This window comes from Anaerolineales bacterium, assembly GCA_016928575.1.
In the GTDB taxonomy this organism is placed as follows: Bacteria; Chloroflexota; Anaerolineae; order Anaerolineales; family RBG-16-64-43; genus JAFGKK01.
The window spans coordinates 148,023-166,287 of the sequence record JAFGKK010000057.1 but is presented as its reverse complement, the minus strand read 5'-3'; the positions used below and the strand labels follow the sequence as shown (position 1 = coordinate 166,287).

Annotated in this window: 15 protein-coding genes, 1 tRNA gene and 1 other RNA gene; 6 read left to right on the top strand and 11 right to left on the bottom strand. The window is 62.1% G+C overall.

Annotation, left to right across the window (positions count from 1 at the left end; translation table 11 throughout):
- Positions 1 to 121 precede the first annotated feature (121 nt).
- From JW929_07475 to JW929_07455, 5 genes are all read left to right on the top strand, one after another.
- The gene (locus JW929_07475; GenBank protein MBN1439231.1) at positions 122 to 1,303 is read left to right on the top strand and encodes a hypothetical protein; all 1,182 of its coding nucleotides are present in this window, start codon (positions 122 to 124) and stop codon (positions 1,301 to 1,303) included.
- Positions 1,304 to 1,393: 90 nt separating this feature from the next.
- Positions 1,394 to 2,071, top strand: coding sequence for a helix-turn-helix domain-containing protein (locus JW929_07470; protein MBN1439230.1), 678 nt, complete (start codon positions 1,394 to 1,396; stop codon positions 2,069 to 2,071).
- 203 nt (positions 2,072 to 2,274) lie between these two features.
- Positions 2,275 to 2,934, top strand: a complete 660-nt coding sequence (locus tag JW929_07465; protein ID MBN1439229.1) for a GNAT family N-acetyltransferase — start codon at positions 2,275 to 2,277, stop codon at positions 2,932 to 2,934.
- A 110-nt stretch (positions 2,935 to 3,044) separates the two neighbouring features.
- Positions 3,045 to 3,725, top strand: a complete 681-nt coding sequence (locus tag JW929_07460; protein ID MBN1439228.1) for a DsbA family protein — start codon at positions 3,045 to 3,047, stop codon at positions 3,723 to 3,725.
- Positions 3,726 to 3,819: 94 nt separating this feature from the next.
- Positions 3,820 to 4,362: a ComEA family DNA-binding protein gene (locus JW929_07455; protein MBN1439227.1), complete on the top strand. Its 543-nt coding sequence runs from the start codon at positions 3,820 to 3,822 to the stop codon at positions 4,360 to 4,362.
- A 125-nt stretch (positions 4,363 to 4,487) separates the two neighbouring features.
- Here JW929_07455 and JW929_07450 read toward each other — a convergent pair whose 3' ends face one another.
- Genes JW929_07450 through JW929_07440 form a run of 3 tightly spaced genes read right to left on the bottom strand, consistent with a single transcriptional unit; the run spans position 4,488 to position 7,568 of the window.
- The gene (locus JW929_07450; GenBank protein ID MBN1439226.1) at positions 4,488 to 5,042 is read right to left on the bottom strand and encodes a dCTP deaminase; all 555 of its coding nucleotides are present in this window, start codon (positions 5,040 to 5,042) and stop codon (positions 4,488 to 4,490) included.
- A gap of 16 nt (positions 5,043 to 5,058) precedes the next feature.
- Entirely contained in the window at positions 5,059 to 5,853 is a 795-nt protein-coding gene (locus tag JW929_07445; protein ID MBN1439225.1) for a fumarylacetoacetate hydrolase family protein, read from the bottom strand.
- Between the two features lie 2 nt (positions 5,854 to 5,855).
- Positions 5,856 to 7,568: a nucleoside kinase gene (locus JW929_07440; GenBank protein ID MBN1439224.1), complete on the bottom strand. Its 1,713-nt coding sequence runs from the start codon at positions 7,566 to 7,568 to the stop codon at positions 5,856 to 5,858.
- Positions 7,569 to 7,620: 52 nt separating this feature from the next.
- Between JW929_07440 and JW929_07435 the strand changes: the two genes are divergently transcribed.
- Positions 7,621 to 7,693, top strand: a tRNA-Asn gene (locus JW929_07435).
- 559 nt (positions 7,694 to 8,252) lie between these two features.
- Here JW929_07435 and crtI read toward each other — a convergent pair.
- The 8 genes from crtI to JW929_07395 form a co-directional block, all read right to left on the bottom strand.
- Positions 8,253 to 9,737: a phytoene desaturase gene (gene crtI, locus JW929_07430; protein MBN1439223.1), complete on the bottom strand. Its 1,485-nt coding sequence runs from the start codon at positions 9,735 to 9,737 to the stop codon at positions 8,253 to 8,255.
- Positions 9,734 to 10,687, bottom strand: a complete 954-nt coding sequence (locus JW929_07425; GenBank protein MBN1439222.1) for a squalene/phytoene synthase family protein — start codon at positions 10,685 to 10,687, stop codon at positions 9,734 to 9,736. The genes crtI and JW929_07425 overlap by 4 nt, the downstream gene beginning before the upstream one ends.
- Positions 10,688 to 11,212: 525 nt before the next feature.
- The gene (locus JW929_07420) at positions 11,213 to 11,572 is read right to left on the bottom strand and encodes a hypothetical protein (protein MBN1439221.1); all 360 of its coding nucleotides are present in this window, start codon (positions 11,570 to 11,572) and stop codon (positions 11,213 to 11,215) included.
- A 162-nt stretch (positions 11,573 to 11,734) separates the two neighbouring features.
- Positions 11,735 to 12,931 carry an FHA domain-containing protein gene (locus JW929_07415; GenBank protein MBN1439220.1) on the bottom strand — a complete coding sequence of 399 codons (1,197 nt, stop codon included), beginning with the start codon at positions 12,929 to 12,931 and terminating at the stop codon, positions 11,735 to 11,737.
- 51 nt (positions 12,932 to 12,982) lie between these two features.
- Positions 12,983 to 13,367: RNase P RNA component class A (gene rnpB, locus JW929_07410), an RNA gene on the bottom strand.
- 152 nt (positions 13,368 to 13,519) lie between these two features.
- Positions 13,520 to 15,103, bottom strand: coding sequence for a LysM peptidoglycan-binding domain-containing protein (locus JW929_07405; protein ID MBN1439219.1), 1,584 nt, complete (start codon positions 15,101 to 15,103; stop codon positions 13,520 to 13,522).
- A 34-nt stretch (positions 15,104 to 15,137) separates the two neighbouring features.
- Positions 15,138 to 16,694 carry a LysM peptidoglycan-binding domain-containing protein gene (locus JW929_07400; GenBank protein MBN1439218.1) on the bottom strand — a complete coding sequence of 519 codons (1,557 nt, stop codon included), beginning with the start codon at positions 16,692 to 16,694 and terminating at the stop codon, positions 15,138 to 15,140.
- Positions 16,691 to 18,154: a LysM peptidoglycan-binding domain-containing protein gene (locus tag JW929_07395; protein ID MBN1439217.1), complete on the bottom strand. Its 1,464-nt coding sequence runs from the start codon at positions 18,152 to 18,154 to the stop codon at positions 16,691 to 16,693. Before JW929_07395 ends, JW929_07400 begins: the two co-directional genes overlap by 4 nt.
- Between the last annotated feature and the right edge of the window lie 111 nt (positions 18,155 to 18,265).

Genomic DNA, 18,265 nt, shown 5'->3' with positions numbered 1-18,265 from the left:
TTATACCCCGTGCGCCGCGAGTGTCAACGCGCGGGCTTGCCGATTTTTCCCAGAGCCCGCGGCCTTGCCGAAAAAACTTATCGGTTATATCATCGACCGCAAGCGAGGAGAAAGCTGGCCCATGGTGCCCCCTTCCAAGGCCGTCCGGATGGAATGTCCATATTGCGGCGCCGGGGTCCCGGCAAACCAAACCCATTGCCCGGAATGCAATGTCGATCTGATCCTCTATACCGACCTCTGGATCCGCCTCCACCTGGAAGAAGCGCGGAACACTGCCCCCACCGCGCCGATCAGCATCGAAGAACTCGTCCCCCGGCTGGGGGAAAGCTTGGTTTCGCAGAAGGTCATCACCGCGGATCAGCTGCAACAAGCGCTGCAGACTCAGGCCCGCGACGTCAAAGCCGGGAAACCGCCGCGCCGGATCGGACAGGTTCTGGTGGAGAAGGGCTTTCTGAGCCGCGAGACGCTGGACCAATCGGTGGCCGCCATGGTCCTCCAGCTTCAACGGGCTTTGCAATCGGCCAACCGCCGATTGGAGGAACGGGTCCGGGAGCGGACGGCCGAACTGTCCCGCGCCGTCGACAAGCTTTCAGAACTCAGCCAACTGAAGGCGGATTTCGTCGCCAACATTTCGCATGAATTGCGCACGCCCATGACCCATATCGTGGGGTACATCGACCTGCTTTCCGACGACACCTTCGGACCGCTGTCCGAGCAGCAGCGCTCGGCGGTGGCCACGCTTCGCCAGGCATCTCAGCGTTTGACCGATCTGATCGAAGACCTGATCCAATTCTCCGATTCTTCGCGCGGGGGGATCTCGCTCAACTTGCAGTCCGTTTCCCTGCGGGCCTGCCTGCAGGAGGCGCTGGCGCGCCTTTCGGCGAAAGCCCAGAAAGGAAACGTGCGCATCGAAGTTTTCCTTCCGCCGGAGCTGCCGAACGTGCGGGCCGACAGCCGGAAAATCACCTGGGTGCTTTCCCAACCGCTCGACAACGGAATAAAATTCACGCCTTCGGGAGGGAGGGTGAGCGTCCGGACCGGCACCTCTTCCGATCGGGTCTGGATCACGGTAGAGGACACCGGCATCGGAATCCCCGCCTCCCGGATGGATGAGTTGTTTGAGCCGTTCCATCAATTGGAGCGGTCGTTGACCCGCCGCCACGGCGGAACCGGCATCGGGCTACATCTGAGCCGCCAGATCGTGGATGCGCACGGATCGAAACTCACTATAAAAAGCAAAGAGGGAAGCGGCACCAGCTTGATGTTCGATCTGCCCGTTGATCCTCCCCCTCCGGGCAAGTGATTCTTCCGCCGCCCGCCGAAAGCGCGAAGCGGGCTTTCGGCGGGCGGCGGAAGCGAGCGCGAATAGCCGACGAAAGGACTAGTGAAGACGATGCCAGGACCGAATGCCCCGCAGTTCCTCCGCAATAAAATGCTGGGGGTCTTGTTGAAGGACGCGCGAGAAGCCGCCCATAAATCGGTGCGGCAAGCCGCGGAATTCCTCGGGATGACCTCCTCGATGCTTTCGGCGTTCGAAAGCGGAAGGCGGGCGATCACCCTGCCGGAGTTGGAGGCCTTGGCGTACACCTACGACGTTCCCATCCGGCATTTCCTTTACAACGCCCAATTCCTCACCGAAAACAAGCGCGAGAAAATCGACCTGAACCGGCTGATCCTCCTCCGCCAAAAGATGATCGCCACGAAGCTCCGCCAACTGCGGGCGGAGAAAAATCTGCGTCTCGGCGAGCTCGGCAAGAAATCCGGCCTTACCGTCCGGCGGGTGAAGGCCTACGAGAACGGCGTCCGTCCGATTCCGCTGGCAGATTTAGAATCGTTGGCCACCGGCCTGGGGGTGGAAGTCGGATCCTTCCTTGAATACCACGGTCCGGTGGGCGAATGGGAGATGAACCGTGAATCCGACGACCAGTTCCAAAAACTCCCGTCGGATATCCGCCGGTTCGCCGCCCAGCCGGTGCATGAACCCTACCTCCGGCTGGCGATGAAATTAAGCGAACTTCCCGTGGACCGCCTGCGGGATATCGCCGAATCCCTCTTGGACATCACCCTATAGCCCTCCTTCCCCTGTCCGCATCCTTTCTGGAATCCGCCCAGAAGGATTCTTTCCTGCGCTGGCTTCCCTCCGCGGCGTTTCAGTTTCACCACGTCGGATGGCATCCTTGCGAATTCTGGATCGGCCGGGCTCCCTCGCTGTGCCTGACGGACAACCGCGGATCGAAGGTCGGCGCCCTGCTGGCCTCCCCCGACCGTTTGGGTGTGGCGTGGCTGCACCTCTTCGCCGCGGACGATCCCCCCGGAACGAGCGCCGTGTGGGGCCGGCTCTGGCCGGAAGCGGCGCAGGTCCTTTCGGACATGGGCGTGCCCCGCGCCTGGGCGATGACCACAGAGAGTTGGATGGTCCAACTGCTCCTGCAGAGCGGCTTCGAAAACGTGGGATGTGTGGTTGCCTACGGCGTACGGCCTTACCCTTCGCCGCGGATCGGGGAGGTCGACGCCGGAATATCGGCGATGCAGGAAGCCGACCTCCGGGAAGTGGGGGAATTGGACCGGGCCGCATTTTCTCCGCCTTGGCAGTTGGATCCGGATGCGCTGGGGGAAAACCGACGCCGTTCGGATTTGGCGGTCGTCCTCCGCCGGGAAAGTCGCATCGCCGGATACCTCACGGCGGTCCGCACTTCGGTGGGCGTCCATCTCAGCCGCATCGCCGTCCATCCGCGCCACCAAGGCCGGGGAGCCGGCCGCCGCCTGCTCGCCTATTTGTTGGATTTTTTTCATCGGCAAGGGGCGCCGATCGTCACGGTGAACACGCAGACGGAAAACCTTCGGTCTCAACGCTTGTACCGGGAAATGGGATTCTCCCCCATCGGCGGATCGTTTCCGGTTTTCCGAGCGCAAACGGCGCCCATACGCCGATGAACGCGGCTCGATAACCGCATGCGGATTACCGCTCCTAGACAATTCCCGTCAATCATGGCAAACTACCGCCTTTCCTGCAATTCGCCATCATCCCTTGCCCCGGAGGGGTAATGCCCAAGAAACGCAAGGATTTCACCCGGCAGCGGATTTCCTCGATGAACGTGCAGCGCAACCTGATGATCGCCATCGGCGCCGTCGTCCTGATCGTCGCCGTCGTCGCGATCATCGCCAGCCAAAGCGCCCCGGTCGACGCTTCGTTCCCGGCGCGGGAGATTGGCAACCGCAGCACCGCCCGGGTTTTGGTGGAGGAATATTCGGATTATCAGTGTCCCACGTGCGGTCTCTTCGCCACCACCGCCGAAATCCGCCTGCGGGAGGAATACATCAACACCGGCAAGGTGCTTTTCATTTACCGCAGCCTGCCCGTGCTGGGAGCGGAGTCGACCCTGGCCGCGCTGGGCGCCCTGTGCGCGGGGGATCAGGACATGTTCTGGGAATACCACGACATTCTTTACCGCAACCAAGCCGGAGTGAACCTCGGCAGTTTCACCACCGCCCGCCTGCAGGCCTTCGCCGTGGAGTTGAACCTGGACAGCCTTGCCTTCAACAAATGCCTGAGCAGCCAATCGCGGATGAACGTATTGGAGGCGGACGTCAACCGCGCCAACGTTCTGCGGATCCAGGACATGCCGACCTTCTACGTCAACAACGTGATGGTGGCCGGATCCGATCCCAGTTTCCAATGGCTGTTCGACGCCATCGACCGCGCGCTGCTCTCCGCAGGGGGATGACCGGGGGCATCCGTCGTACCTGTGACCGCTGATATAATTGGACAACCTCGGCCGCTGTTGATCCTCGCGGCCGAATCGGGCTTCGGAGGGGGAGATGAAAACCTGGCAAGCGTTTCTCATCGGTTTATGCTCGGGATTGCTTTCGGCCGCGCTGATTCTCATCGGCCACGGCCGGATGGAAGGGAAGGCGATTCTGCTTTCCACCCCGCTCGACCCGCCCGGGGTCCGCGTATCTGTGCGCGGAGCCGTCGCGGCTCCCGGGGTCTACCGCCTTGCCCCGGGCAGCATCCTGCAGGATGCCTTGGATGCCGCCGGCGGCGTCCTTCCGGAAGGCGACACGTCGCGCCTAAACCTCGCCGCGCCGCTGAGCGAGGGACAGGAGGTCCGCGTTCCGGTGAAGACTCCCACGCCCGGTCCCGGCACCCCCACGGCGCCCTCCTCCGGCGGCAAGATCAACCTCAACACCGCCACGCGCGAGGAACTGGAATCGCTGCCCGGCATCGGCCCCGTCCTCGCGCAGCGGATCATCGAATACCGCGAGGAACACGGCCCGTTCCACTCTGTGGACGATTTGTTGAACGTCGAGGGTGTCGGTCCGGCGCTGCTGGAGAAGATCAGGGATTTGGTGGAAGTCTGAGAAGAATCCGCGTAAAGGGCTCAACCCCGATCCTGCGTCTTTGTCTTCCGGTCCTCCCCGGCCCCGCCCCGGCTCATGCTCCGCGCGATCCGGGGCGGGGCTTTGCGCCCTTCGGGAAGAAATTGCTAAACCTTAGGCAGAACGATGGTTTTCTGCGCCTGGTATTTTCCTTTTTTATCGGCATAGGAGACGAGGCATTCCTCGTCGGCCTCGAAGAAAACCACCTGCGCGATGCCCTCGTTGGCGTAGATCCGCGCGGGCAACGGAGTGGTGTTGGAGATTTCCAGGGTGACGTATCCTTCCCATTCGGGTTCGAAGGGCGTGACGTTGACGATGATCCCGCACCGCGCATAAGAGCTTTTCCCCACGCAAAGGGTCAGCACGCTGCGCGGAATGCGGAAGTATTCCACGGTCCGGGCCAGGGCGAACGAGTTGGGCGGGATCGTGCAGACGTCGCCGCGGAAATCCACCATCGAACGCGTGTCGAACGCCTTCGGATCGACGACGGCGGAGTATACGTCGGTGAAGATCTTAAATTCGTCTGCCACGCGGATGTCGTAGCCGTAGGAAGAGACGCCGTAGGAAATCACGCCCTGCCGGACTTGTCTGTCCGTAAACGGTTCGATCATCCCGTGCTCCTTCGCCATCCGGACAATCCAGCCGTCCGATTTTAATCCCATGGAAATCCTCCTTCGTTCATAGGGATTCGCCGTTTGCCGGCGCCTTCCGCGATCCGAGGACCGGATTCTCTAAGATTCCGATGCCTTCAATCTCCACCTGCACCGTGTCCCGGTCTTCCAAGGGGCCCACGCCCGCCGGCGTCCCGGTCAGGAGGATGTCTCCTGCCTCGAGGGTCATGATTCCGGAAAGGAAGGCGATCAGCTGTGGAACCGAAAAAATCATGTCGCGCGTGGATCCCAGTTGGCGGATCTGCCCGTTGACGCGGCAGGCGATCCGCAAATCGTGCGGATCCACGTCCGTCTCGATCCACGGCCCGAGCGGACAGAACGTGTCGAACCCCTTGGCCCGGGTCCACTGGCCGTCGCGCTGTTGCAGGTCCCGCGCGGTGACGTCGTTGGCGATCGTGTATCCGAAGATCCCGGCCGCCGCTTCCTCGGCCCCGACGCCGCGGATCCTGCGGCCGATGACCACCGCCAGCTCGGCTTCGTGTTCCACCCGTTCGGATTGCGGCGGAAGCAGGACGGCCTCTCCCGGGCCGATGACCGCCGAGGGAGGCTTCATGAACAGCAGCGGCACCTCGGGGACTTCGGCGTTCTGTTCGCGGGCATGTTCGGCGTAGTTCCGTCCGACGCAGAGAATCTTCCCCGGCGGACAGGGAGTCACGATCTGCACCGAAGCCGCCGGAGTTCCGGCGGGCATGCGCCGGTGCGCGCCGAACAGCGGCCCGGCGATCAGCCCGACCCGGTCTTCCTCCATCCAGCCTTGCAGTACGGTTGCCTCCCCTTTGCGCCGAAAACGCAGGTATCGCATGGTCAGGAACCCCAGCTCTGGAATTCTTCGAGGATCGATTCGCCGATGAACTCGCGCAGGATGGAATCATCCGGGATAAACTCCGGCGACAACGGGCGGACCCAGGCCAGCAAAGCCAGCAGGCGTTTGGCCTCGATGTACTCGGGGAGATCCGGCCCGACCTGGCGTAGCAGCGGTTCAGCGATCGGCCGCAGCGCCGAAAGCTCGTAAATCAGCGCCGAGTTGAAGATGCTGTCGGAATTTTCCTGGTAAACGAAAATGTTTTTTCGCTCCCCGCGCCGGACTTTTTCCCACACCGAAATGGTGAAGGCGGGGGAATGCCCCCGCTTCGAAGCGTCGCGGACGATCCGCCGGATGAGGCGCGAATCGGTGGTGGAAATCCGGTTGTGCCGGTCGAGGTTCAACTGGGTGAGGGCGGACGCGTAAATCCGGTACACCTCCCCGGAACGGAACCGCGGAAGCAGGGCCGGGTTAAGTCCGTGGATTCCCTCAATGATGACCACGCCGTTCGAGGGCAGCCGGACCGTTTCTCCGGGAACGCGCTTTCCGGAGGGAAAGTCGAAGCGCGGAAGGGAGACTTCTTCGCCCCGCAGCAACCGCTCCAGGTTTTCGTTGAGCAGGCCGACGTCGACGGCTTCGAAGGCTTCAAAATCCATTTCGCCCTGCTCGTCGCGCGGCGTTAACTCGCGGTCCACGAAAAAATTGTCCATCTCCAGCGGATACGGACGCAGGCCGTGCGAGAGGAGTTGAATCGAAAGCCGCCGCGAAAAGGTCGTCTTGCCGGAGGAGGACGGGCCGGCAATCAGCACCAGCCGGATCGTATCCCGCAGGTCGGCGATGCGGCGGGCGATCTCGGCCGTTTTCTGATCGTGCAGCGCTTCGGCCACCAGAATAACCTCCCGCCCCCGGCCGCGTTCGATGGCCTGATTCAGCATGCCCACATCTTCCAAGTTCAGCCGTTCCTGCCAATGGCCGTACTCCTGGAAGGTCGCCCAGAGTTTTGGATAATCCCCGTTGGGCAGAAGTTCGTTGGGAAGATGGCGCCGCGGAAAGCGAAGGATGAAACCCGCCCCCGTCCGGTGCAGGCGGAACTTTTTTAAATATCCGGTCGAGGGGACCATGTATCCATGGAAGTAGTCCTCGATCCCGCGCAGGCTGTAGAGGGTCAGGTAATCCTTCTCGCGGGTTTTTAACAGGCGGATCTTATCCTGGTAGCCTTCGCGCTCGAAGAGGGCGATCGCCTCCGGGAGCGGCACCTGGCGCTTGCGGATCGGCTCGTCGGAGTGCGCGATCTCCCGCATCCGGGTTTCAATCCGCTGCATCTCTTCTGCGGAAAATGCGCCGCGCCGGTAGGCGGTGCAGTAGAATCCTCCGTCGCTGACCGAGTGATCCACCGCCACGTCGGCGCCCGGAAACAACTCGCGTACGGCGACCACCATCAGGAACACCAGCGACCGGCGGTAGATCCGCGCCCCGTCTCCGGTCCCCGTATTCAGCGGTTCAAGCATCCCGTCCTGAAAAACGGCATGCGTTAATTCGCACAATTCGCCGCCGAACAACGCCGCGACGATCGGCGGTTCGGCATGAACTTCCGCGGCGCGGAGGAACGCCTCGATCGTTGTCCCCGCCGGCCCCTCAAAAGTCCTTCCGTCTGCGAGAGTCACCTGGACCGTCGTCCGTTTGGCGGCCGGACCAATCTTGGATTGCGTCTCCATCCTTCCGCACCTTCTTGACACTCGATGTTCGGCTGGTATAATCTTCGGGTTTTCCTCGGTAGCTCAACCGGCAGAGCAATCGGCTGTTAACCGATTGGTTCCAGGTTCGAATCCTGGCCGAGGAGCCTTTCTTTAAATTGTAACCCACTTCCCCGGTTTTTTCCCGCCCGGCTTCTTTCAAATATCCGCAATGCGCTTCCGCATTGTTGGTCCGTCCACAAGGCGCTGGGAAAAAAAGAAATAGATATCGGCCTCCCTCTCATCCGCCCTGCCCTCGCTTTCCCTCGCTTCGCTCGGGACAGGCGCTCGCCGCCTTCGCCATGACAGAGAACAACGGCACCGGTTTTTTCGCCGGCGCAATCCGTGTTGTTCGGTGGAAATGGATTCGCGTCTCGGCGACTCGTTCCAATCCCTTCAACCCCATCCTCCCTTCCGAGCCCATTGCAAGCGGCCTTCGGATTCTCTATTCCAATGCACGCGGTCGGGAAATCGCCGGCGGGCCTCCGGGAGTGCCGTCGGAACCGCCGGCGGCCTGGACGGATCAACTATTCAGAACAATCGCCGATCGCACACCCCCTTGGCTTTTTTCGGAATCGCCCCATCGGATTCCGAAAAGGAAGACGGCAAAAACCAAACGGCCGAGCGGCCGTTAAGACTCCCGTATGAAGGTCGGCTATCCCCTGCTTAATTCCCTTGCTCGTCCAGGATCCGCTCGGCAACCAGCCTTCCCGAGACCATCGCCGTCGGCATACCCGTGCCGGGATGCGTGCTGGCTCCGACAAAATACAAGTTTTTAAGTCGCGGATGCCGGTTGGCCGGGCGGAAAACAGCCATCTGCGTCAATCGATGGGACAACCCGTGGGTGGATCCATACACCAAGTTGTACCGTCCGGCCCATGAGGGCGGCGTGTACACCGCTTCGGCCTGGATGTGCCTCTCGAGACCGGTGAGGCCGATGGTTTTCAGTCTGCGGAACACATGCCGACGGGCCTCGCCCCGCAGGGCCTCCCAATCCTGTTTTCCGTTGTCGGTCATATGGCCGACCGGAATTGTCGCGACCAGGGTTTCCCGTCCGGGAGGAGCCGCGGCCGGATCGAGCCGTGAGGGAGTGTGGACATATATGGTGGGATTAGCCGGAAGGCCTTTATCGCGGATGATGCTTTCGAAGTTTTCACGGTAATCATCCGCCAGGAAAAGCATATGGGGTTTCAGGTCGGGAAATTGCCGATCCAGCCCCCAGAAGAAATTGATCACCGAGCAGGAGAACTGCTTGCGCAGCAGCGCCTTGGCCGATCCATCTCCAGGAAGCAGGTCGCGGTACACGTACGGCAGATCCGCATTGGCTAGGATCAGGTCCGCTTCCAACCGCGACCCGTCGGCCAGGCGGATTCCACGGGCGCGCGCCCCATTGACCTCGATCCGCTCCACCGCCGCGTTGCAGACGATTTCCGCACCGGCTTCGCGGGCCAGGTCCGCCAGAACCTCCGACACGCGGTACATCCCCCCGCGCGGATACCACACGCCGTGCGCCAACTCCGAGTAGGGCATCATCGAATACGTGGCCGGCGCCTCGAACGGGCTTAACCCCATGTACATATCTTGGAAAGTGAAGGCGTTTTTCAGGCGCGGCGTGTTGAAGTAGGCGGCCATGTTCCGGTAATGGTTCACCAGCGGCTTGATTTGGAAAAGCAGGGGCGCGTTGCGCAGGTTGAAAAAATCGGTCAGGCGTCGGAAATCTCGGTTGACCAGGTTATCCAGCACCAGTTGGTAATGGCGTTCCCCTTCCTTGAGATAGCGCCCCAGCGCCCGGAAGCTTCCCGGTTCGACGGCTTCCATCTGCCCGCGCAGGCAATCCATGTCTGAAGTCAGCGCCAGTCGGGCGCCGTCGTCGAACACAAGATGGTAAGTCGGATCCACGCGCTGCAGGTCGAGCCGGGCGCGCATGTCCGCCCCCAACGCGCGGAATTCCGCCTCGTACAGCAAGGGCATGACGAACAACGTGGGACCGGTATCGAACCGATGGCCTCTCCGCACGAGGCGGTTGCAGCGTCCTCCGGGGGCTTCATTTTTCTCCAGGATGGTGACGGGCATCCCCCGGCGGGCCAGATGGGCGGCGGCGGTCAATCCGCCGATACCGGCGCCGATGATGATCGCGGATTCCGGCTTCATATCTTTCCTTGCCCTTCCGCAACAACCGCACCGACCGTCCCAGCCGCTTCCGGAGCGCTGAACAGGGAAGCGAGCGCAAGCCAAGCCGTTTGAAATCCCGCCCGCGCGCTTTTTCTTTCTTCGTATTGGGAACGCACGCGAAAACCCTCCCGTTCGATCGTATCCAGGAACCATTCAAACCGCGCCATGTAGGCGAACCCCGCCAGTCGATTCCGCAGGCAACGGACCCTTCGAAAATACCGCTTTCCGGCCTTGAAATATCCCCTCGCCAATTGCACCCTGCCCTTCACCCAGGAGCGGTAGGCCGGGCTGTCCAGTTCCTGCGGCCCGATGCCGCTTTCCTCCAGCACCTCGCGCGGGATGTTGTAGTATCCGGCCTTGGCATCATCGCAGGTGTCCCGGATCATGTGTGCGACGTGCGCGCCGGAAACGGCCGCATACCGGGTTTCGTCCCGGGGCGCGTACGAATCGTGTCCGATGAAGTGGTGCATGTTTTCGGTCACTGCCACCGCCAGCCAGCGCGTATACCCGGCCAATTCGGACCGGGTGATCACCCGGCCGCGTCGCTCGACGTCGAACGCCATCACCCGCATCATATTCCGCAGGTATGCCCGCAGGCCGCTGTCCTTCTCGCGGTCGCTCCGGACCAGCGCCACAAGCAGGCCCTCCCGGGGATCGGCGACCTGCGGCGCTTCGCCGCGGCAACAGCGTTCGAGCAGCCGCTCCTGGCGCCGAAGGAATTCCCGGCGGGACGGGGATTTGACGTCGCTGCCTGGCCCCCCCCTCTCCACGGCCGCATCCAACACGTCGTCCACCCACCGGAAGTAGGCATATGAACGATACGCATCGGCGACTCGTCCGCGATCCACCAGGAATCGAACCGTGTAAAACGCCTGTTTGCTTGAGGCTTTGGTGATATCCGAAGCCAGATTGTCATTAACGCAATCCACCCGTCATCCTTTCGACGACCATCCGGATTATCCGGCCTTTTCACCGGCTCCGGAAGCGCCATCCCGGAATAACGCCGCGCTCCGGAATCCGGTTTTTCCGGCCGGCGCATACGCTGCAGCCCATTCCTCCAATGCTCCGATCATCGCCGGGGCTTCACCGACGGTCATAAAGCGGGGGATGGCCGACGCCGTTTTACGCGAAAAAAGCGCGCGAGAAAGCCCGCTTCTTTTATATACGCGCCCTTAGGAAATTCGATCGGTTTCTATGCGGCGTTCTTGGCTTTCACCCGATCGGTATGCTTCATAGCCTTTTTATACAGAACCGCCTGAATCGGGAGGTTCCCGGGGATGGCGTAGGCGCACTTATTAAAAAAGGGATTGCCCACGGGACAGGCAATCTCGTTCACAGTCCGGATGCCTTTGTGTCTGATGGACTGCCTGGCGGACGAACGCCGGCCAGCGACGATGCGAATCCCGATCCGACTTGAGGCCGCTCGCCCGGCACCCTGGCAGGGATCCGGCCCTTCATTTCCTCCGCTTGGGAGGAGGCGGAAAGATCGACGGATCGATCACGTCGTACTTGCCCGGTTTCGGAGGGTTTATCAAGGTGTACACAATGGAAAAGACCGCGGTTCCGAAGAGGAGCACAATCAACGCCGAAACCAGCTTGAGGAACAGATACGGGGATTGCGCCGGACCGGCCAACTGGCCGGGGATCAGAAGCCAACCCTCGGAACTGTTCATCTCGATCAGCCATCCACCCAGCAGATACCCCGCCGTGCTCAGACCCACCACGGTAAAACATCCCACCGCCGCCCATGCGGGATGGAGGTTTTTTTTCCCATCCCGCATGGCTTCGATCTCAAAATGGTGACCGGAACCCATGCCTTCTTCTCCTTAGAAGACCCGCTGGTTTTTCGGAGGCAAGCGAACAGTCATATTGCGGATCGGGTTCCACCCAACGCCCCGATCGCCGAAAATTATACCGCACCTCATCCTTCCTCCGACGCGGCGGACAAACACAAAGTTGCCTGTTCGTTTCGGCTTTCAATCGGGCCGCACCCGCTTCCCCTGCGGATTGGATTGATCCCGGTTTTGCGGCTGGGCGGACTCATCTTGAACCGCGTCCAACAAAAACATATGCGGCCGGGTTCCGTCCTCCGTGGTGTCCATTTCCTCCTGTGCGTCCCCGGTCCGGTGAAATTCGTAGCGGCATTCCTTCTGCGATTGCCCGCGCCCGCCCAGGGAAACCGCCATCCCCTCGCGGAGAACCGCCTTGCCGGTAATCCTGCGGCCGTCGAGGTAGGTTCCGTTGTGGCTGTCCAAATCCTCCAGGATGATTTCATCCGCCTCGCGCCGGATGACGGCATGCACCCGGCTGACCCGGGTGTAGTGCTGCGGCACGACGATCGTGCATTTTAGAGGATCGCGGCCGAGGAAGGTCTCCTCCTCCCAGAGTGAATAGGTCGCCGCCGTCCGCCCCTCGCTGATTTGCCGCAGCTGTCCGTAGCGGTGGACGGGGAGAATCCGCTCAACCGACTTCCATCGCTCCACCGAAAACAGCGCCAAAAGCAGCGGCCGCATCTTCGCCGGCGTCAGCCGGAACGGATAGTAGGGCGGCGAATCCACCTGTTTGACCTCAAACCGCAGGGTGGAAATCCATTCCGGAACTTCATCCGCGGAAATGACCGAGAAGTCGCTTTCCCAGGAGCGCAGCCGCCCGCGGCTCCACTCCGGCGCAACTTTTCGGATTTCCGCGAGGTCCGCCTCCGGATTGGTAAAACAAACGCACGTCTGCAGCCGCAATCCGCGTCGTTTCCCGCGGGTCAATTCGGGATACTGCTCGCGGACAACGGGAAGAAAGCGTTCCATAAACCGCTCACCGTGCCCTTGGACCTGGTCGTGCGGATTTAGGTAGGAAGACGAGGCCGGCCGTTCGCGGCCCGGAAACGGCTTGAAGCCCAACATCTTTTGGCCGTCCGCCAGCCAATGATCCTCGGGATTGATACGGATGGCTCCGCGATGGCCCTTCATTTCCAGCAGGCCGATCCCCCGTTCGGAAATCACCAGCATGTCGATGTTCGGAGAATGGAGATTGAACGCGAGAAGGTACAATTCCGGGGCGGCGTGGAAGGCGCGCCAAGCCTTGCCGATCATCCGAATGGCCGCATGAACCTCGTGCGAAAAATCCGGCTCCCAAATACGGCCTTGCGGATCTTTGCCTGTAAACAATTCGACGGTCATGCGGTGCTCCCGGCCGGAGCGGCGCCCGCCGCGGCGGAAGAGAAGGGGCGGCATCCAAGCCGGCCTATAAGCCGCGTTCTGTGGTGCGGGTTGCCCCGCCCGGCGATCATCTCTCTCGGCGCGCGTGTTGCCACGCGGCTCCAGCGGCCTACCCGAGGTTCCGACGGCCCGGGCCGGACCGTTTCCCCCGCGGGGGGTCACCTCTGTTTGGCCTTGCTCCCGACGGGGGTTGCCTGGCCGTCCGCATTGCGGCGGACGCCGGTGGTCTCTTACACCGCCGTTTCACCCTCGCCCGTTTCCGGGCAATGCGCTTCTCTGTGGCCCTCTTCCGACAGGTTGCCCCGCCCCGGGAATTACCCGGCGTCGCGCCCTGTGGAGCGCGGACTTTCCTCGGCCCCGGACCTGCGTCCGGAGCCGCGATCGCCCGGCCGGCTTGGATACCGCAAATAATATAACATGGAATGCACACCGATCGAGCAGCCGCGCGGCGCATGCTTCGCGGCGGTTCCGCCGGAGCGAAAGCGGGCGGAAGACGCCTGAGAAAACCGCGGAGTGAGGCCGGGCACGGGACTGCCGGCGAGGAACCAATCAGGCGGCGGGCGTCGGGGTTGCCGCGGCCGGAAGCATGATTCGGTTGTCGGGCGTGACTCCCTCGTAGGCATGGAGGACGGCTTCCAGGTAATACGAGAGGGTTCCCTGATACGGCCGGTCCCCGTATCCGACGATCCAATCGCTCAGGTTGAACGCCAACGGGCCGCCGGCCGATATCCATTCGCCGTTGTAGCGCCGGGCGATGTGGATGTGGCTTCCGGTCGCCGTTCCGCCTTCGCAGGAAGGATGCCCGATCCGATCGCCGGCCCGCAAACGCGCGCCGGCGGGAATCCGGCCCGCTTCCGCCACGTGAAAATAAAAAACGATCCATCCGGTATGTTCGTCGCCGTCGAAATCCAAATCCAAAACGACCGTCGCCGGACCACTGCGTGCGACCAGGCCGTCGGCGGCCGCCGTCGCCCACTCGGGGCTTTCCTGACAGCCGTACGTTTCCGACGGCGGGGCGAAATCGACCGCCGCCCACGGCAAATGATGCCCCCAGACCGAATGCGGTCCGCCGGTATAGATCCAAATTTTCCCCGGTTCGAAAGGCAATTGCATCGCCGGCTGAAGCAGACCGCCCGGGATCAATTCCTCGGCGTACCCGAACGGGTCGCCGAACAGCCGCCGGTAGGTTTGGACAAACCCCTCCGGACCTACGGCAAGATCGAACTCGTCCTGCCCGAACCAGTGCGCCAGCAGGTATTGGACCGCCACCGTTCCGGCGTTCTGCCACGGGTCGGGGTGGGAAACCCGGCCGTCGGCCAGCTCCAATTCCCCAAGCCAGCCCGTCCGCCAGCCGTAGTATCCCTCGTTCAGCATCTCCGCAGCCCACGAAAGCTGCATCCCGAGTCCGATATCGGTGATGTCCGTCGAACCGAGCGGATACGCTTTCAAGGCCTCGCTTTGATCGTCGCGGCTCAACGCGCCTGAGCGGTATTCCAAAAGCGCCAGGAGCAGGCGCGGATGCACGGAAAAATCCCTCGCCACGGTTTCCACCACTCCCCAACCGTCCAACCGCATCCCGAATACGAATTCGGCGTAGTCCTTTAAGTATCCGGGCGAATTCTCGACGAACACCGAACCGGAAAAATGCCCCGTCGAAGGTCCGGCCGCCACCTCGCTGTCGGGCAAAATCTGGAACGGCGTCCCGGTGAAGGGAGCCAGGTACACCGGTACGCGGAGGATCTCGCCCGGGATCAGCGTTGTGATCTTGCCGGGCAGATCGGGGTTTTGCCTGCGGATGTCCTCAACGGTGGTGCGGAAATGAGCGGCGACGGCTTCGAGCGTATCGCCGGATTGCGCTTGATAGTCCATGATCTGCCCCGGTTCGGAGAGCAGCCGGGTGGGAAGCGGCGTGGGGGAAAGGACTGAGTAAAGCTCGGCGCTTTCGGCCGTCGCCGTTGCGGGGATCGTGGCCGGCAATTCCTCCGGACCGCAAGCCGAGACACTCAGGAACAAGAAAACCGCCGGCCCCAATAACCGGCCCGCCCGGAAACGCCACCCTGCCGCCAAGCGGCGAGAACCCGGATTCGGCGGCACATCCAGCCACAGCGTAGTATCCGATACCCGTGGATTCATTCGTTCCGAACCGATTCTAATCCGGTCCGAGGCTTCAGCGCCACACGAGGAGTTCCTGCGTCGCCCAAGCCCGGGCGGTGACGACAATCCCATCGCGTTCCAACGTTCCCTCGTAGGGATGTTCCCCCGCATGGGCCACCCAGCGGCTGAGGATAAAGGGAACCGGCCCCCCGGCGAGCATCCACTCGCCGTTGTATTTCCGGGCGATGTGAATGTGAGTCCCGGTGGCGATTCCGCCCTCGCAGGACGGATGGCCGAGCCGGTCGTCCGTCTCCACCCGCATCCCCTTTAAAATGTGATCCTTATCGGCGATGTGCAGGTAGAGCACGTTCCAGCCGGTCTGCTCGTATCCGTCTCCGTCCAGGTCGATCACCACCACGTGGCCGATCGAGCGTACGATCAGCCCCGGGGCGACCGCGGTCGTCCAACTCGGCGAGATGGCGCAATTCGGCGCATCGGTCGGCGCGAAGTCCAACGCCGCCCGCGCGCCGTCGCGCTCCCAGGCCCCGTGCGGGCCGCCGGTGAAAGCCCACTGCTGGCCTTTGTAAAAAGGCAGTTCCATCTCGTAAAGCGGCAGGTCGGCGGTGTACAACGGCTCGATGGCTTCGCTGAACGGATCGCCGAACAGCCGCCGGTACACCTCCAAAAAGTCTGCGACGGCCTGCGCCCATTCCCCGCGTCCACCGGTTGTCCGGGCGAAATAATACAGGATGGCCGCCGTTCCAGCGTTCAGGTCCGGAGCCAGCCTCATGACGCTGCCGTCGTTGAAGGGAAGCTCCAACTGGCTGGCATCGCGCCAACCGTAATAGCCGATGCTTAAAATGTTGGTCGCCCAAACCAACTGCCCCGACAAACCGAAGGAATCCGGGTCCTTGTAGCCGAGCGGATAATGGAGCGTGTCGGCGGAGGGATTCTTTTTGGTGACCCAGCCGCTGGAATACTCCACCAGGGCGATCAGCAATTTCGGGCTGAAGGAATTGTTGAACGCGATCTGCCGGAGAATTTCCGGGCCGTTGGCCATCTCTCCGCTGCCCTGGATGTAGGAAGACAGATACCCATCCTGGTCGCGGAGGTATTGGATGGGATCGAAATTGGCGAAGGCCGGCGAATACACGATCGCGCTGTCGGGAAACAGGTGCGTGGAATCCGACGTGCCTTCCAACGAAACGGGAATGACCAACCGCGTTCCCGGTTCGAGCAGCCTTTCCTGCGGCACCGGATCGCCGTTGACCGCTTGGATGTCGCCCGGCAGAACTCCAAACCGGATGGCGATGGTCCGCAGGGTATCGCCGGCCTGGACGATGTAGCCCGTCGGCAGGGGCGTGGCCTGCGGCCTCCGGGTCGGCGTCGGCGGATAGGTATTGGTCGGCTTGAGGGTCGCGGTCGGGAGCGGGACCGCGGTTGGGGTGGCGGTCGGCGGATCGGTTGGCGTCGGCGTGGGCGGCGGGACCGTGCGCGTGGGAGTGGCAAACAAAGAATCCACTTCCAGCGTCGCGGCGGTCTCCCGCGAACACGCCAAGGCCGGCGCCGCGAGGATGCACAGCAGGAGGGCCAATCCGATTCCGGGGCACCGCCGCTTTTGCCGATTCATCGCCAGATTTCATTCTCCGGAATTCCGCAATCGCAGGCTTCGATGGTCCGGTCGCCCTTGGTGAGATACCCGTCGTATTCGACTCCGGTTGCAATTGCGGTCCAGCCGCTGAGGACAAACGGGATCGGACCGTCGGCCGCGATCCATTCGCCGTTGAAGCGCCGGGCGATGTGGACGTGCGTTCCGTTCGAGTACCCCCCTTCACAGGAAGGATGTCCCAGCCGGTCGGCCAGAAGGACCCGCTTCCCGACCGGGACACGGTCGCGGCTTTCGATGTGCATGTAGAAGATGGTCCAGCCGGTGTGCTCGTTGCCGTCGAAATCCAGATCCAGGACCACGGCTCCTTCCTCGCTGCGGACCACCAATCCGGGGGAGGACGCCACAACCCAAGCTTCCGATTGCACGCATCCGCTGACGATGTCCGACGGCGCGAAATCCAACGCCGCCCACGCCGATCCGCTGTCCCATCCGCCGTGCGGTCCGCCGGTGAAATACCATACCACATCGTCTTCAAAAGGCAGCATCAACATCGGCTGGACCAAGCCTGCGGGGACGACCGGCTCCAGCGACCAAAGAAACGGATAGCCGAACATCGCTTGGAAGGTGGAAAACACCCCCCCCTCGCCCACCGCCGCTTGCCAGGCTTGCTTTCCATAGATCCGCGACATCAGGTATTGCACGCCGGCCGTGCCGGCATTAATCCCGGAACCGATCCGGACCACGCTGTCGTCCTCCAGAACCCAATAATCCGACCCTCCGGCCTTCCAATCATAGTAGCCCTGATTAAGTTGGTCGGCGGCCCACGCCAGCTGGCGGTACAAGCCCTCGCGGCCGGTCTCGACGACGAACGGATAGGTCGCTTCGCCCGCCGAAGGGTACGGATTGCTGATCCACCGCGCGGTGTACTCCAGCACCGATAGCAGCAATCGCGGATTGACGGAGTAGTGTTCCGCAACGAAGGCGACGATCTCCGGACCACTCCGTTCTTTCCGTTCGACGACCTCGAGGTAGCGATGCAGGTAGCCGTTGCCCCCCTTGAGAAATTCCACGGGATCAAATCCGTCGGCGGCCGGCCCGAACACCAATTCCGAATCCGGAATGATTTTAAAATTCGGTCCGGGCTTCTCGGATTCCGGGACCGGGATGGCGAGGGTTTGTCCGACTTGCAGCGCGTCCGGATTCGTCAAGCCGTTGAGGGCGATGATCGCCTCTTCCGTGACCCCGAACTTTTCTGCAATGGAAGCGATGGTGTCGCCCGGTTGGACAACATAGGTGCCCGGTCCGAGCGTCGGAAGCGAGGAAGGGCGGGTCGGATCCAGCGTGGGGGTGGCGAACATGGCGGTCGGAGCGGCGGTGAATTCCGTCGCGGGGAGAAACGGACTGGGGTTTATCGTCCCTGGGATCGCGGCTTGCCCTTGCCCGACGATCGCGGATGGAAATTTGTCGGCAGTCGTTTTCAAATACTGGACCGGAGCTCCGGACCGGGTACATGCCCACCCAAATAGAATGGCGATAATTATTACCCAATTTTTCCTAATAATTCCACTTGCCTCGGATTTCATAGAAAATAA